This window comes from Pseudomonas sp. FW507-12TSA (genome assembly GCF_058781435.1).
On record NZ_JBYSWT010000008.1, the window covers coordinates 167,064 to 182,314 of the forward strand.

General features: G+C 63.7%; 15 protein-coding genes. 8 read left to right on the forward strand and 7 right to left on the reverse strand.

Annotated elements, in window-relative coordinates; all coding sequences use genetic code 11:
* Positions 1-5: 5 nt before the first annotated feature.
* The 4 genes from AC3WK8_RS10445 to AC3WK8_RS10460 all read right to left on the reverse strand — a co-directional run bounded on the left by AC3WK8_RS10445 (position 6) and on the right by AC3WK8_RS10460 (position 3,900).
* Positions 6-848 (reverse strand): cache domain-containing protein, encoded by an 843-nt coding sequence (locus tag AC3WK8_RS10445; RefSeq protein WP_085595160.1) that lies wholly within the window; start codon positions 846-848, stop codon positions 6-8.
* A gap of 116 nt (positions 849-964) precedes the next feature.
* The gene (locus AC3WK8_RS10450) at positions 965-1,804 is read right to left on the reverse strand and encodes a coiled-coil domain-containing protein (RefSeq protein WP_103324680.1); all 840 of its coding nucleotides are present in this window, start codon (positions 1,802-1,804) and stop codon (positions 965-967) included.
* Positions 1,805-1,910: 106 nt separating this feature from the next.
* Positions 1,911-2,903 carry an NAD-dependent epimerase/dehydratase family protein gene (locus AC3WK8_RS10455; protein ID WP_022640573.1) on the reverse strand — a complete coding sequence of 331 codons (993 nt, stop codon included), beginning with the start codon at positions 2,901-2,903 and terminating at the stop codon, positions 1,911-1,913.
* 97 nt (positions 2,904-3,000) lie between these two features.
* On the reverse strand, positions 3,001-3,900 hold the full coding sequence (locus tag AC3WK8_RS10460; RefSeq protein WP_085595156.1) for a LysR family transcriptional regulator ArgP: 900 nt from the start codon (positions 3,898-3,900) through the stop codon (positions 3,001-3,003).
* 110 nt (positions 3,901-4,010) lie between these two features.
* On the opposite strand from AC3WK8_RS10460, the gene AC3WK8_RS10465 reads away from it, so the two are divergent.
* From AC3WK8_RS10465 to AC3WK8_RS10500, 8 genes are all read left to right on the forward strand, one after another.
* A complete protein-coding gene (locus AC3WK8_RS10465) occupies positions 4,011-4,415 on the forward strand; it encodes an ACT domain-containing protein (protein ID WP_085595154.1) in 405 nt (134 codons plus the stop codon).
* Positions 4,416-4,417: 2 nt separating this feature from the next.
* Positions 4,418-5,020, forward strand: a complete 603-nt coding sequence (locus AC3WK8_RS10470) for a LysE/ArgO family amino acid transporter (protein ID WP_022640577.1) — start codon at positions 4,418-4,420, stop codon at positions 5,018-5,020.
* Between the two features lie 176 nt (positions 5,021-5,196).
* Positions 5,197-5,793 (forward strand): superoxide dismutase, encoded by a 597-nt coding sequence (locus AC3WK8_RS10475; RefSeq protein ID WP_016966196.1) that lies wholly within the window; start codon positions 5,197-5,199, stop codon positions 5,791-5,793.
* A 304-nt stretch (positions 5,794-6,097) separates the two neighbouring features.
* Entirely contained in the window at positions 6,098-8,149 is a 2,052-nt protein-coding gene (locus tag AC3WK8_RS10480) for a putative bifunctional diguanylate cyclase/phosphodiesterase (protein ID WP_085595152.1), read from the forward strand.
* Between the two features lie 161 nt (positions 8,150-8,310).
* Complete coding sequence (locus tag AC3WK8_RS10485) at positions 8,311-9,648, forward strand: imelysin family protein (RefSeq protein ID WP_103324750.1); 1,338 nt, start codon at positions 8,311-8,313, stop codon at positions 9,646-9,648.
* Between the two features lie 190 nt (positions 9,649-9,838).
* Entirely contained in the window at positions 9,839-11,260 is a 1,422-nt protein-coding gene (locus AC3WK8_RS10490) for a di-heme oxidoreductase family protein (protein WP_103324679.1), read from the forward strand.
* A gap of 43 nt (positions 11,261-11,303) precedes the next feature.
* The gene (locus AC3WK8_RS10495) at positions 11,304-12,368 is read left to right on the forward strand and encodes an imelysin family protein (protein ID WP_103324678.1); all 1,065 of its coding nucleotides are present in this window, start codon (positions 11,304-11,306) and stop codon (positions 12,366-12,368) included.
* A gap of 2 nt (positions 12,369-12,370) precedes the next feature.
* Positions 12,371-13,468, forward strand: coding sequence for a DUF1513 domain-containing protein (locus tag AC3WK8_RS10500; RefSeq protein WP_103324749.1), 1,098 nt, complete (start codon positions 12,371-12,373; stop codon positions 13,466-13,468).
* A 66-nt stretch (positions 13,469-13,534) separates the two neighbouring features.
* On the opposite strand, the gene AC3WK8_RS10505 is transcribed toward AC3WK8_RS10500, so the two are convergent.
* The 3 genes from AC3WK8_RS10505 to AC3WK8_RS10515 are packed head-to-tail and all read right to left on the reverse strand — an operon-like array spanning position 13,535 to position 15,163.
* Entirely contained in the window at positions 13,535-13,762 is a 228-nt protein-coding gene (locus AC3WK8_RS10505; RefSeq protein ID WP_085595148.1) for a hypothetical protein, read from the reverse strand.
* Positions 13,763-13,764: 2 nt separating this feature from the next.
* The gene (locus AC3WK8_RS10510) at positions 13,765-14,478 is read right to left on the reverse strand and encodes a lipopolysaccharide kinase InaA family protein (protein ID WP_103324677.1); all 714 of its coding nucleotides are present in this window, start codon (positions 14,476-14,478) and stop codon (positions 13,765-13,767) included.
* A 4-nt stretch (positions 14,479-14,482) separates the two neighbouring features.
* Entirely contained in the window at positions 14,483-15,163 is a 681-nt protein-coding gene (locus tag AC3WK8_RS10515; protein ID WP_103324676.1) for a class I SAM-dependent methyltransferase, read from the reverse strand.
* Positions 15,164-15,251 lie beyond the last annotated feature (88 nt).

Genomic DNA, 15,251 nt, shown 5'->3' on the forward strand with positions numbered 1-15,251 from the left:
CGGCCTCACGGACTGTAATAGCCCACCGCGACCAGCAGCCGGCCCACCTTGCGCAGGTAGGCGTGCTTGTCTTCGACCTTGCCGGTCACCGGGTTCTTCCAGCGGTACTGGTACTCGCCCTGCTCCTGGCGGGCCATGAGCGCCAGCATCGGCTCGCCCACCGGCTTGCCCTCGGGGTCCCTGACCTTGGCGAAGTCCGTGTCGAGCAACCGCAGGTTGGTGCCATGGGCCAGGTAGCGCCGGGTGTCCAGATCGACCACGAACACGTACAGGTCATCCTCGATGAACCCGCCCTGCAGGTCGTTGATGGCCGCGAGCGTCGCCGCCCGATCGCTGGCCAGGGCCTCGGCGCTGCGCTCCAGCAACGCCCGGGCCTGGTCGGCCGATGCCCTGGGCTGGTAGTAGCCCACCGCCAGGATCCGCTCGCCGACGCGCTGGAAGTACACATGCTTGCGTTCGATCTTGCCATCGGCCCAGTTCTGCCAGCGGTACTCGGCCTGCTGGATACCGCTGTCCTGGGGAGTATGCAAGGCGTCCTGGAACGCCTTGCGCAAATCCGCCCCCAGCACCGCTGAGACATCGCGGCCGATCAGCGCCGACGACGGACCACCGCTGGCCAGCATCACACCCTGGGTATCCACCACGAACACATAGCGATCCTGGTCGACGAATTCGCCCTGGCGGCTGAAGGCGGCGAACGCCTTGTCACCCTGCTCCTGGTAATAGGCCAGGGCCTTTTCCAGCAGCGCCCGCGCGGGGGCGCCATCATCGGCGGGAGCCGCATGCAGCGCAGCGACACATAGCAACCACCACCAGCCCAGCCAGGCATGCTTGCGCAACAGCTTCATCGCCCACTCCTCGTTCACATTGACGTTCGAAGAGCGTAGCCGGCTGCGACAGATGGGTGGACATTCAGCGAAGGAGCGTCGGGCCCGGCCGCGGGAGGCGCGTCGGGCCGGATCGGTCAGGGGCGGGTGTTGAGCTGTTGCTGCAGGTTCTGGATCTGGCTTTGCAGGGTGTTGATGTTACGAGTGACCTGGCCCCGGAAAGCGTCGAACTCAGCGGTGCTGGCACCGTTTTGCGCAGTAGCGGGACGGTTGTCCTGCTGGCTCTTGAGCACGATCAGGTCCTGCTCCAGGCGCTCGATGGCGGCGCCCGGGTTGCCCTGTTTCTTCAACGCAGCCAACTCGGCGGCCAGGCTCTTGAGTTGGGCATCGACCTTGCCGCCATCGGCCTGGGCTCCCTTGAGGCTCGCCAGCTCGCCGCCCAGGGCCTTGAGCTGGGCCTGCAACTGGGTATTGGCCGCCTGCAACTCGGCGCTCTGGGCGCCCATCTGCTCCAGGCGCTTGTCCAGGTCGGTAGCCTGGCCGACCACGCCCTGTTGCTGCCGGCCTTGATCCTGCAAGCGGCTTTCCAGCTGCTTGATCTGCAGCTTCAGGGCTTCGCTGTCGCTGGTGACGCTGGTCTGGCTGGCCACCACCTTGCCGGAGATGTCCTGCAGCCGGCCAGCGGCCTCCTCGCTGATCCTGGCAAAGCTTTCCTGGGTCGCCACCAGTTGCTGCTCCATCAGCGAGATCTGCTGGAAGCTCCACCAGGCAAGGCCGGCGAAGGCAAAGAACAACGCCCCCACCAGCGCCCACAGCGGGCCGGTGCCGGCACCCTTGGCCTTGACCGCCGGCGCGCTACGCGAGTGGACCGCAGTGCGCTCGCGGGCACTGCTGGTGGTCGGGAAGACATCGTCGTCGAGAGGATCGGCGCGCAGGCTTGGAACGTCGTCGAAGTCATCGTGTGCATCGTTACGCATTGGGCAACCTTTCTGAACCGCGGAGGGGGCTGGATGCGGCGAGTATAAACCGCCGATGGGCCAGGCCAATGGACAGGACCGGACGCAGCCGGTTCAGTCGCCGGTTTCAGCCCATGTCCTGGGCCTGCCACCAAGTGCAGAACTCGTCCAGGGCGGCCCACAGGCTGACCTTGGGCTCGTAGCCCAGGTAATGCCGGGCGCGGCTGATATCCAGGGTGAAATCCTTGTTCATGACTTGCATGCCCAGGCGCGACAGGGTCGGTTCCGGACGCCCCGGCCAGATCCGGCAGAAGCCCTCATTGAGCGCCGCCACGCTGTAGGCCAGGCCATAGGAACGGTAGCGGGTCACCTGCGGCACCTGCATCTGGCGCATCACGTAGTTGACCACGTCCCACAGCGGTACCGGGGCACCGTTGCTGATGTTGTAGGCCTTGCCCAGGGCCGAACCGCTGGCGTGCAAGCAACTGAAAAGGGCTTCGTTGAGGTTGTGCACGCTGGTGAAGTCGACCTTGTTCAGGCCATTGCCGACGATGGCCAGGCGTCCCTTGCGCTGCATCCTCAGCAGCCGCGGGAAGATGCTCATGTCGCCGGCACCGGTAACGAAACGCGGACGCAGGGCCAAGACTTCAAGGCCGAACTCCTGGGCGCCGAAGACCTTCTGCTCGGCCAGGTACTTGGTGGCGGCATAAGGGTGCTTGAAGCGCTTGGGCACCTGTTCTTCGGTCAAGCCCAGGTGATCGCGGCCATCGAAGTAGATCGACGGCGAGGACAGGTGCACCAGGCGCCGGACCCGCTGCTTGAGGCAGGCTTCCACCACGTTCTCGGTCACCTGCACGTTGCCCTGGTGGAAATCCTGGTAGCGCCCCCACAGGCCCACGGCGCCAGCGCAATGCACCACGGTATCGACGTCGCGGCACAGCTCGCGCACCAGGTCGGCGTCCCCCAGGTCGCCCTGGATGAATTCGGCGCCACGACGCACCAGATGCTCCGCGGCTTCGGCACGGCGCCCGTTGACGCGTACCTCCAGGCCCTGCTCAAGGGCGAAACGGGCGAAACGCCCGCCGATGAAGCCGCTTGCGCCGGTGACCAGAATCTTCATGAAATATTCCTAAGAAAGCAGTGACGAGCTACGAGCTGCAATCTGCAAGTTGAAAATCAGTGCGCAAGCTGTCTGCTTGCAGCTTGTCGCTTGACGCTTACGGCTGCTCCCAGGGCACCAGCCACTGTGCGGATGAACGAGCCAGGTGCTCGGTGAGCAAGCCCAGCAGTTGCCCACCATTGCGCCAATGATGCCAGTACAGCGGCACATCGATGGGTTTATCCGGCAGGAGTTCTTGCAGTACCCCTCGCTGCAATTGCTCGCGAACCTGCAATTCGGGCACCAGCCCCCAGCCCAGCCCGGCTTCGGCCAGGCGGATGAAGCCTTCGGAAGACGGGCATAGATGATGCTCGAAGCCGCCGTCCACGCCCAGGGACGCCAGGTAGCGATGCTGCAGGAAATCATCGGGACCGAACACCAGCGCCGGAGTCCGGGCCAGCTGTCCGGCGCACACTCCCTGGGGAAAGTGCCGGGCGATGAAGGCCGGGCTGGCCAGGGCCCGGTAGCGCATGGCCCCCAGCAACAGGCTGCGGGCGCCGGCCACCGGTCGCTCGCTGGCGCAGACGCAAGCGGCCACCTCGCCTGCACGCATGCGCTTGAGGCCCACGGTCTGGTCTTCCACCACCAGGTCCAGGAGCAAGTGGTGCTCGGCGCAGAACTCCCCCACCGCTTCGGCCCACCAGGTAGCCAGGCTATCGGCGTTAAGGGCGATACGCAGGCGCTCCGGCAGCCCCTCCTCGTCCAGGGCCGGCACCAGGCTCTGCAGGTCGCGCTCCAGCAACCGCACCTGCTGCACATGGTTGAGCAGGCGCCGGCCGACCTCGGTGGGGGCCGGCGGCGTGATCCGGACCAGCACCGGCTGGCCGATCCGCGCCTCCAGCAACTTGATCCGCTGGGAAATGGCCGACTGCGACAACCCCAGCACCTGGGCCGCCCGTTCGAAACCGGCCTGTTCGACCACTGCGGCGAGGGCCGAAAGCAACTTGTAGTCGAACATCAGTTTTCCTAATGAGAGATCAGCACTATTGGTTTTTCTTATACAGCCTGGAGCCGGAAAATAGCCAGCATAAAGCCTCTGTATCGCCTCTTAGTTCAAGGATCTTCTTCATGGCTGGTGAAACCTCCCTCGCGACCCTGCTGCGCAGCATGAGCCCGCAGCTCAACGACGGCGAGTATGTGTTCTGCTCCATCACCGACCCCAGCCTGCTGCGGGACTGCGAAGTGCTGGGCAGCTTTCGCGAGCACGAAGGTCTGACGGTGATCCTGCGCCGCGAGCAGGCCGAACGTCTCGGTCTGGGGTTCGACTACGTCGCCGCATGGATCACCCTCCAAGTGCATTCGGCGCTCCAGGCCGTGGGCCTTACAGCCGCCTTCGCCGGCGCCCTGGGCCGCGCCGGGATCAGCTGCAACGTGATCGCCGGTTACTACCACGACCACCTGTTCGTCGGCCTGGCCGATGCCGAAAAAGCCGTCCAGGTGTTGCAACGCCTGGCCGCCGGCGAGGAGCTGTAATCATGTGGCAAAGCTATGTAAACGGCCTGCTGGTGGCCGCCGGCCTGATCATGGCGATCGGCACCCAGAATGCTTTCGTCCTGGCCCAGAGCCTGCGCCGCGAACACCATTTGCCGGTGGCCGCGCTATGCGTGACCTGCGATGCCTTGCTGGTGGCCGCTGGGGTGTTCGGCCTGGCCACCGTGCTCGCCCAGAACCCGACGCTGCTGGCGGTGGCACGCTGGGGCGGCGCGGCCTTCCTGATCTGGTACGGCGCCCAGGCCCTGCGCCGGGCGTGCTCCAAGCAGAGCCTGGAGCAAGGCGGTGGCCAGACCGTACGCTCGCTACGGGCGGTGATGCTCAGCGCGTTGGCGGTGACCCTGCTCAACCCCCACGTTTACCTGGACACGGTGCTGCTCATCGGCTCGCTGGGCGCCCAGCAGGCCGAGCCCGGTGCCTACGTGGTGGGAGCGGCCAGCGCCTCGCTGCTGTGGTTCTTCACCCTGGCCCTGGGGGCGGCGTGGCTCGCGCCCTGGCTGGCCCGGCCGGGTACCTGGAGGATCCTCGACCTGCTGGTGGCGGTGATGATGTTCAGTGTCGCGTTCCAGTTGATCAGCGCCGCGTGACTTATTCCAAAAGGCTCTGGAACCTCTATCCCACACAGTTGTTGCGTGGTTATGCCTCCCCCCCGATGCTATGATCCGAAGCTTGCGCCGCAAAGAGTACAAACTCCCCGGCGCTTGTCCGGCCGCCCGTGATCGGCCTTGCGCTCACCGCAACTGACCTGATTAGGAGAATCACCATGGCTTTCGAATTGCCGCCGCTGCCCTACGCACACGACGCCCTGCAGCCGCACATTTCCAAGGAAACCCTGGAGTACCACCACGACAAGCACCACAACACCTATGTCGTGAACCTGAACAACCTGGTGCCAGGCACCGAGTTCGAAGGCAAGACCCTGGAAGAGATCGTCAAGACCTCCTCGGGCGGTATCTTCAACAACGCAGCCCAGGTCTGGAACCACACTTTCTACTGGAACTGCCTGGCGCCAAACGCCGGCGGCCAGCCAACCGGCGCCCTGGCTGATGCCATCAACGCAGCGTTCGGTTCGTTCGACAAGTTCAAAGAAGAATTCACCAAGACTTCGGTTGGCACCTTCGGTTCCGGCTGGGGCTGGCTGGTGAAGAAGGCCGACGGTTCCCTGGCCCTGGCCAGCACCATCGGCGCCGGCAACCCGCTGACCAGCGGCGACACCCCGCTGCTGACTTGCGACGTCTGGGAACACGCCTACTACATCGACTACCGCAACGTACGTCCGAAGTACGTCGAGGCGTTCTGGAACCTGGTGAACTGGAAGTTCGTGGCCGAGCAGTTCGAAGGCAAGAACTTCGTAGCCTGAACCTGTTCGCAGTGAAAAAACCCGGCCTGGCCGGGTTTTTTTTGCCCATTGCAAAATCAGGATCTTGTCCCGCCGGCTCCAGGCGCTAAGATTCCATGCAGGTAAAAAACAACGCTTTCCCCTCAAGTTGCATGACGTCGCTACCGACACACTGTCCACAGCTAGAGCAATCCTGATTCTGATCACCCGGGCTTCGCCCGCAGACGTCCTGTCCTCGGCCTTGATGTCACTTTGACGGCCATCACGGGATTGCCAATACTCATGGCAACTTGACGCTACGCGCACGGAACAAGGAATAGCCCCTTTGAAGCTGGAACTCAAAAACAGCTTGTCGGTGAAGTTGCTCCGGGTTGTGCTGCTGTCGGCACTCATAGTGGGTGTGGTCCTGAGCTGCGCCCAGATCGTCTTCGATGCCTACAAGACTCGGCAGGCGGTAGCCAATGACGCCCAGCGCATCCTCGACATGTTTCGCGACCCATCGACCCAGGCGGTCTACAGCCTGGACCGGGAGATGGGCATGCAAGTCATCGAGGGCCTGTTCCAGGACGATGCGGTGCGCATGGCCTCCATCGGCCACCCCAACGAAACCATGCTCGCGGAAAAATCCCGCGACCTGCAGAAATCCTCGAGTCGCTGGCTGACCGACCTGATCCTCGGCCAGGAACGCACCTTCACCACCCCATTGGTGGGCCGCGGTCCATACAGCGAGTATTACGGCGACCTGAGCATCACCCTGGACACCGCCACCTACGGCCAGGGCTTCATCGTCAGCTCGGTGATCATCTTCATCTCCGGAGTGCTGCGCGCCCTGGCCATGGGCCTGGTGCTGTACCTGGTCTACCACTGGCTGCTGACCAAGCCGCTGTCGCGGATCATCGAGCACCTGACCAATATCAATCCCGACCGTCCCAGCGAACACCAGCTCCCCTTGCTCAAGGGTCACGAACGCAACGAGCTGGGGATCTGGATCAACACCGCCAATCAGCTGCTGGCGTCCATCGAGCGCAATACCCACCTGCGCCATGAAGCGGAGAACAGCCTCCTGCGCATGGCCCAGTACGACTTCCTCACCGGCCTGCCCAACCGCCAGCAACTGCAACAGCAATTGGACAAGATCCTGGTGGACGCCGGGCGCCTGCAACGCCGGGTCGCCGTGCTGTGTGTGGGCCTGGACGACTTCAAGGGCGTCAACGAGCAGTTCAGCTACCAGACCGGCGACCAACTGCTGCTGGCCCTGGCCGATCGCCTGCGCGGCCACAGCGGCCGCCTAGGAGCCCTGGCGCGCCTGGGCGGCGACCAGTTCGCCCTGGTCCAGGCCGATATCGAACAACCCTACGAAGCCGCGGAACTGGCCCAGAGCATCCTCGATGACCTGGAAGCCACCTTCGCCCTCGACCAGCAGGAAATCCGCCTGCGCGCGACCATCGGCATCACCCTGTTCCCGGAAGATGGCGACAGCACCGAGAAACTCCTGCAAAAAGCCGAGCAGACCATGACCCTGGCCAAGAGCCGCTCGCGCAATCGCTATCAGTTCTACATCGCCAGCGTGGACAGCGAGATGCGGCGCCGCCGGGAACTGGAAAAGGACCTGCGCGAGGCCCTGGCCCGCGAGCAGTTCTTCCTGGTCTACCAGCCGCAGATCAGCTATCGCGACCACCGGGTGGTAGGCGTCGAGGCGTTGTTGCGCTGGCAGCACCCGGAGCACGGCCTGGTGCCGCCGGACCTGTTCATCCCGCTCGCGGAGCAGAACGGCACCATCATCGCCATTGGCGAGTGGGTGCTGGACCAGGCCTGCCGCCAGTTGCGGGAATGGCATGACATGGGCTTCAGCGAGTTGCGCATGGCGGTCAACCTGTCCACCGTGCAACTGCACCACGCCGAACTGCCACGGGTGGTGAACAACCTGCTGCAGATCTATCGCCTGCCACCGCGCAGCCTGGAGCTGGAAGTCACCGAGACCGGCCTGATGGAAGACATCAGCACCGCCGCCCAGCACCTGCTGAGCCTGCGGCGCTCCGGGGCCTTGATCGCCATCGACGACTTCGGCACCGGCTACTCGTCACTCAGCTATCTCAAGAGCCTGCCCCTGGACAAGATCAAGATCGACAAGAGCTTCGTCCAGGACCTGCTGGAGGACGATGACGACGCCACCATCGTGCGCGCCATCATCCAGCTGGGTAAGAGCCTGGGCATGCAGGTGATCGCCGAAGGCGTGGAAACCGCCGAGCAGGAGGCCTACATCATTGCCGAGGGCTGTCACGAAGGTCAGGGTTATCACTACAGCAAGCCACTGTCCGCGCGGGAGCTGGGCGCCTACCTGAAACAGGCCCAGCGCAGCAACGCAGCGATCCTCTGAAGCCAGCGCGGCGCGGGGCTTTGCGCCCTGCGCGAAGGCTCTTCGGAGAAGAAATAATTACAGCGGCAACCCTTTACACATAATGCAAATCTTTCGCATTATGTCGCAGTTTTTCGCGCGCCCCGCGCCGTCCACTCTCCTCTCGAAGCAGGATGTTCGCCATGATTCGTATGCCTCTGGCTACCGCCAGTCTGTTGGCCATCGCTATTTCCCTCGCCGGTTGCGGCGAAGGCAAAGACGACAAGGCTGCCGCTCAAGCACCGACCCCGGCTACCAGCACCGCGACTGCGGCCGGCGACGCCGCCAAGATCGACGAAGCCGCCGCCAAGGCCGTCGTCGCGCACTACGCCGACATGGTCTTCGCCGTCTACAGCGACTCCGAATCCACTGCGAAAACCCTGCAGAGCGCTATCGATGCCTTCCTGGCCAAGCCTGACGACCAGACCCTGGCAGCCGCCAAGGCCGCCTGGGTGGCGGCGCGCGTCCCGTACCTGCAAAGCGAAGTGTTCCGCTTCGGCAATACCATCATCGACGACTGGGAAGGCCAGGTTAACGCCTGGCCACTGGACGAAGGCCTGATCGACTACGTCGACAAGAGCTACGAGCACGCACTGGGCAACCCCGGGGCCAACGCCAACATCATCGCCAACACCGAGATCCGCATCGGCGAAGACAAGATCGACGTGAAGGACATTACCCCGGAAAAACTCGCCAGCCTCAATGAGCTCGGCGGTGCCGAGGCCAACGTCGCCACTGGCTACCACGCCATCGAATTCCTGCTCTGGGGCCAGGACCTCAACGGTACCGGCCCTGGCGCCGGCGCTCGCCCGGCCTCGGACTACCTGCAAGGGGCCGGCGCCACCGGCGGCCACAACGAGCGCCGCCGCGCCTACCTCAAGGCCGTGACCCAGCTGCTGGTCAACGACTTGGAAGAAATGGTCGGCAACTGGAAGCCGGACGTGACCGACAACTACCGCGCCACCCTGGAAGCGGAACCAGCCGAGACCGGCCTGCGCAAGATGCTCTTCGGCATGGGTAGCCTGTCCCTGGGCGAACTGGCGGGCGAGCGGATGAAGGTATCCCTGGAAGCCAACTCCCCCGAGGACGAACAGGACTGCTTCAGCGACAACACCCATAACTCGCACTTCTACGACGCCAAGGGCATCCGCAACGTCTACCTGGGCGAGTACACCCGTGTCGACGGCACCAAGATGACCGGCGCCAGCCTGTCGTCCCTGGTGGCCAAGGCCGACCCGGCCGCCGACGCTGCGCTCAAGGCCGACCTGGCGGCCACCGAAGCCAAGATCCAGGTCATGGTGGACCACGCCAGCAAGGGCGAGCACTACGACCAGCTGATCGCCGCTGGCAACGAATCGGGCAACCAGATCGTGCGCGACGCCATCGCCGCGCTGGTCAAGCAGACCGGCTCGATCGAGCAGGCCGCCGGCAAGCTGGGCATCAAGGACCTGAACCCGGACAACGCCGATCACGAATTCTGATCAGCACAGCGTCCAGCAGAAGGCGGCCCTCGGGCCGCCTTTTTCATGCCTGCGACCAGGTCCGGCGTCGGATGCAAATCAGTTCCGGCGCCCTTGTCCTGGATCAAACCAAACGATAATTCCTCTTATTCAAACCAGGCTGCCCTGTTAGACTTTGCGCCCTTGTTTTGCTCGTCCTGCAGGATATCCGATGCCTTCGTCGCTGCTTCGCTGGTCCGCGCTGTTCCTGGCCTTGAGCCTGGGCGCCTGCGATGAGGCGCCGCGCTTCACCCAGGCCGAGCCTGGCGAAGCCCGCGCCGGGGGCGCGACGACAGTCAACAAGAGCGATCGCAATGCCTTTTCCCTGCCGTCGGCCAACCTGCCGCCTACCCGCCGCCTGGATTTCAGCGTCGGCAACAGTTTTTTCCGCAACCCCTGGGTCATAGCCCCTTCCACCACCACCGCCCGCGATGGCCTGGGCCCCTTGTTCAACACCAACGCTTGCCAGAACTGCCATATCAAGGATGGCCGTGGCCATCCACCAGCCCCGGACGCGCTTAACGCGGTATCCATGCTGGTGCGCCTGTCGATCCCCGACGACCCGGCCCTGGCCCGGCTCATCGAGCGCACGGGGGTAGTGCCGGAGCCGGTCTATGGCAGCCAGTTGCAGGATATGGCGATCCCCGGGGTGGTTCCCGAGGGCCGGGTGCGGGTGGACTACGAACCGCTCCAGGTGCACTTCAAGGACGGCACCCAGGTTGAGCTGCGCAAGCCCAGGCTGCGGGTGACCGACCTGGGCTACGGCCCGATGCATCCGGACACCCGTTTCTCGGCCCGGGTGGCGCCCCCCATGATCGGCCTGGGGCTGCTCGAGGCCATTCCCGAGGAAGCCATCCTGGCCAATGCCAGGCCGACCCGGGAAAACCCCATCGCCGGCCGGCCCAACTGGGTCTGGGACGATGCCCGGCAAAAGACCGTACTCGGGCGTTTTGGCTGGAAAGCCGGGCAACCGAGCCTCAATCAACAAAATGTTCACGCGTTCTCTGGTGATATGGGCCTGACCACCAGCCTGAGACCCTTCGATGACTGCACCGACGCGCAAACCGCCTGCAAGCAAGCCCCCAACGGCAATGGCCCAGACGGTGAACCGGAGGTCAGCGACAACATCCTGCGCCTGGTGCTGTTCTACACCCGCAACCTGGCGGTGCCCGCCCGCCGCGATGTGGACTCGCCCCAGGTCCTGGCCGGCAAGAACCTGTTCTTCCAGGCCGGCTGCCAGTCTTGCCATACCCCAAGCTTCACCACGGCGGCCAACGCCGCGGAACCTGAATTGGCCAACCAGTTGATCCGCCCCTACAGCGACCTGCTGCTGCACGACATGGGCGAAGGCCTGGCCGACCAGCGCACCGAGTTCAAGGCCAGCGGTCGCGACTGGCGCACCGCGCCGCTATGGGGCATCGGCCTGACCGAAACCGTCAGCGGCCATACCCAGTTCCTGCACGATGGCCGTGCCCGCAACCTGATGGAAGCGGTGCTCTGGCATGGCGGCGAAGCCGAAGGTGCGAAACAGCAAGTCCTTGCTTTCAATGCCCAGCAGCGCGCGGCGTTGCTGGCATTCCTGAATTCCTTGTAACGCTTGACTCATATGCTTTCTCCACAATAAAGGGAGCCCGAACATGTTCCGCCCCAAACTGCTCTTCACCAGCCTTGCCGCGCTCGCCCTGGGCGCCTGTTCGCCCCAGGACCCACAAGCCGTGACTTCCGCGGCCATCGCCAAGCAGGTGATCCTGCCGACCTACAGCCGCTGGGTCGACGCCGACCGCCAGCTGGCCGTCAGCGCCCTGGCCTTCTGCGAAGGCAAGGAAAGCCTGGAGACCGCCCGCGCCGACTTCCTCCATGCCCAAAAAGCCTGGGCCGAACTGCAACCGCTGCTGATCGGCCCGCTGGCCGAGGGCAACCGCTCCTGGCAGGTCCAGTTCTGGCCGGACAAGAAGAACCTGGTCGGTCGCCAGGTCGAGCAGCTGGTCAACGCCAACCCACAGATCGATGCTGCCGCCCTGAGCAAGTCCAGCGTCGTGGTGCAAGGCCTGTCGGCCTATGAGTACATCCTCTTCGACAGCAAGATCGACATGGCCGATAGCATCCAGAAAGCCCGCTATTGCCCGCTGCTGACCGCCATCGGCGAACGCCAGAAGCAACTGGCCGAGGAGATCCTGTCGAGCTGGAACAACAACGACGGCATGCTGGCGCAGATGAGCAAGTTCCCCAACCAGCGCTATGCCGATTCCCACGAAGCCATTGCCGACCTGCTGCGTGTGCAAGTCACGGCCCTGGACACCCTGAAGAAGAAGCTCGGCACCCCGATGGGCCGCCAGACCAAGGGCATCCCACAGCCGTTCCAGGCCGATGCCTGGCGCAGCCAGTCGTCGCTGCAAGGCCTGGAGGCCAGCCTCAGCGCAGCCCAGACCGTCTGGGCCGGGGTCGACAACAAAGGCCTGCGCGGCCTGCTGCCGGCCGAGCAGAAACCACTGGCCGACAAGATCGACGCAGCCTATGCCGCGTGCTTGAAACTCTTCGCCAGCACCCAGCGCTCGCTGACCGAAATGCTCGGCGACGACGCCGGGCGCCAGCAACTCAACGACCTGTATGACAGCCTCAACGTGGTCCATCGCCTGCACGAAGGCGAACTGGCCAAGGCGCTGGGCATCCAACTGGGCTTCAACGCCAACGACGGTGACTGATGATGCTGCGACGTCAGGCTTTGGCACTGGGCAGCTTGCTGCTCAGTGCGGTGACCTTGGGCGGCTGGACGCTGTTCAAGCAAAAGGGCAAGCAGCCCTTGCTGCTTTCGGCCAGGGATGACGGCGACGGCAAGCATTACGCCGTCGGTTATCAACTGGACGGTAAACAGGTGTTTGCCACCCAGGTCGGCCAGCGTTGCCACGACATCATCAACCACCCGCGCTTGCCCATCGCCCTGTTCGTGGCCCGGCGCCCGGGCACCGAGAGCTACCTGGTCGACCTGCGCGACGGCAAGCTGCTGCAGACCCTGACCGCGCAACCCGACCGGCATTTCTATGGGCACGCGGTGATCCACAAGGATGGCGAGTGGCTGTACGCCACCGAGAACGATACCCGGGACCCGGGGCGCGGCCTGTTGGGTGTCTACCGCTTCGAGGGCGAACGCCTGGTGCACAGCGGCGAACTGTCGACCCACGGCATCGGCCCGCACCAGGTGTCATGGATGCCCGATGGGGAAACCCTGGTAGTGGCCAACGGCGGCATTCGCACCGAAGCCGAAAGCCGGGTGGAAATGAACCTCGATGCCATGGAGCCAAGCCTGGTGCTGATGCAGCGCGACGGCACCCTGCTGAGCAAGGAGACCCTGGCCCAGCAGATGAACAGTGTGCGCCACATGGGCATCGCCAGCGACGGCACCATCGTCACCGGCCAACAATTCATGGGCGCCGCTCATGAATCGTCCGAGCTGCTGGCGATCAAGCGCCCGGGCCAACCTTTCAGTGCGTTCCCGGTGGCCGAACAGCAATTGCAAGCCATGGGGCACTACACCGCCAGCGTCGCCGTGCACAGCGAACTGCGGCTGGTCGCCCTCACCGCTCCCCGGGGCAACCGTTTCTTCATCTGGGACCTGGACAGCGGTGTGCTACGAGTGGATGCCCCGCTGCCGGACTGTGCGGGGGTCGGCGCCATGGCCGATGGCTTCGTGGTGACCTCGGGGCAAGGTCGTTGCCGCTTCTACGATTGCCGTCAGGCGCAGATCGTGGCCAAGCCCCTGGAACTGCCTGCCGGGCTGTGGGATAACCACCTGCACCTGGCGTGAAGGCAGGATTCGGGAAAAATCAAAAGGCCTCGCATCGCGAGGCCTTTTGATTGGCAGGAAAACTCTTCAGCTCTGGGGCTTGAGACCCTGGCTCATGCCGAACATGAACAGCAACAGGTCATGATCGGGCTTGGCCGCCGTGGACACCTTCGCCACCCGTGGCAACGGACAGTGGGCATTGCCCTTGGCCGCGCTCAGCACCTGGGTGCGTGGCTGCTCCCAGGCAACCATCGCCAGGGAAGCAACTGCCAAGGCTCCTGCCAGGAATACACCTCGCGCAATTTCTAGCTTCATAGCTATAAACCTTTGATAGAGCTGCCAAACGCCGTTCTGTAAAAGTAGTAGAGCTTCTCCCAGTCGGTGTCGCTCCACGACGAATGGCGACGCAATTGCTTTAGATCATGAGCCGCGGCCCGCTTGCTGCTCAGGCGCTGGCGGCATTTCTCGAAATCCAGCAAGGCGATCTTCGGTCGAGCCTGCTCGCCTTCACCGTCCACCCGCACGAACACATGCTTGGAATACAGGCAACCGTGCTGCCAACGTCCCTTGTGCATCCGCGCCAGCGTCGTCGCCAGGGATTGCAGCACCTGGTCGTGGAAAGACTCACCATGGCGCTCACGCTCGCCGGCGGCGTACCAGTTGTCGATCTCGATGAAACCATCGAGCGACGCCGTGACCAGCAGGGCCTGCCATTCGTTCTGCGCTCCTCGCCTGGCACCACAGAACACCGGCTCCGGAACGGTCACCTGCAGCAAGCGCAGGCCCTTGAGTGCGTTGAGTTCACGCAGGACCGTAGGGCGTCCGAAAGGATGCAACCAACTGCGGTAGATATGCCCTACCTGACGCTTGGCATACAGCAGTCTTCCATTACTGCCTACAAGCCGTTGAACACCACTCTCACCGCCTCGGCGCTTGTTGGGTTCTTCAACCCATTCACCTTGCTCGTTCCAGAAGTATTCGAAGCGATCTGTGGGCACGGCATCCATTTCCGAAGCACATTCAACAGCCATCCTTTTACCTCTTGCGTAGTACGTAAACTCGCCACATGGCGTAGAGCGGAAGGAAGTCCAGGTGTTGCTGGACGCTAAAGCCGGCTTGCCGGAATTCTTCTTCGACCGTGGCCGCCGGTAACACGAAACGGTTCTGGTAACCCTTTTGCCCAACCTCGGATAGTCGCTTGCGCTCCATCCTTTTGCGTTTCCAAGCCTTGAAGTTGCCGTCGACCCACAACGAGACGATCACGCTATCGCGGGTCACCCGCTGGAACTCGCGCAACAGCGCCATGCGGTGCTGCGCTTCACCGACATGGTGCAACAAGCGCATGGAGAAAATGCAGTCCACGGCGTTGTCCGGCAGATCGATGGCAAACGCCGATGTCTGCAAGGGCCGTACCCGTTTCACCACTTCGGCAGGTTGCGCCACCGTGGCGGTGTTGAGCATAGCCGCTGAATAACCGGCGCCAATGATGATTCGATTGCTCTTTTCGGCCAGTAAGGGCCAGAAACGCCCAGCGCCACACGGCAGGTCCAGTACCAACCCCGGATCACCCGCCAGGGACAAGGCGGTGCGAGCCAAGTGCTCATCTCGCTTGTGGGACAGCTGGCGCGCCAGTCCATCCTGATGCTTGAGCAGGTACTCCAGGGCATGCCGGGTATCGTACTTCTCGGAAAACGTCAGCTTGATCGGTGCAACCATCGCCAGAACCTCCTGCAATTGATGGCGCTACCTTAAGCAGCGCCATGTCAGCGACAGGTTGTTCCCACGTGAAAACTTCGTACCGTCC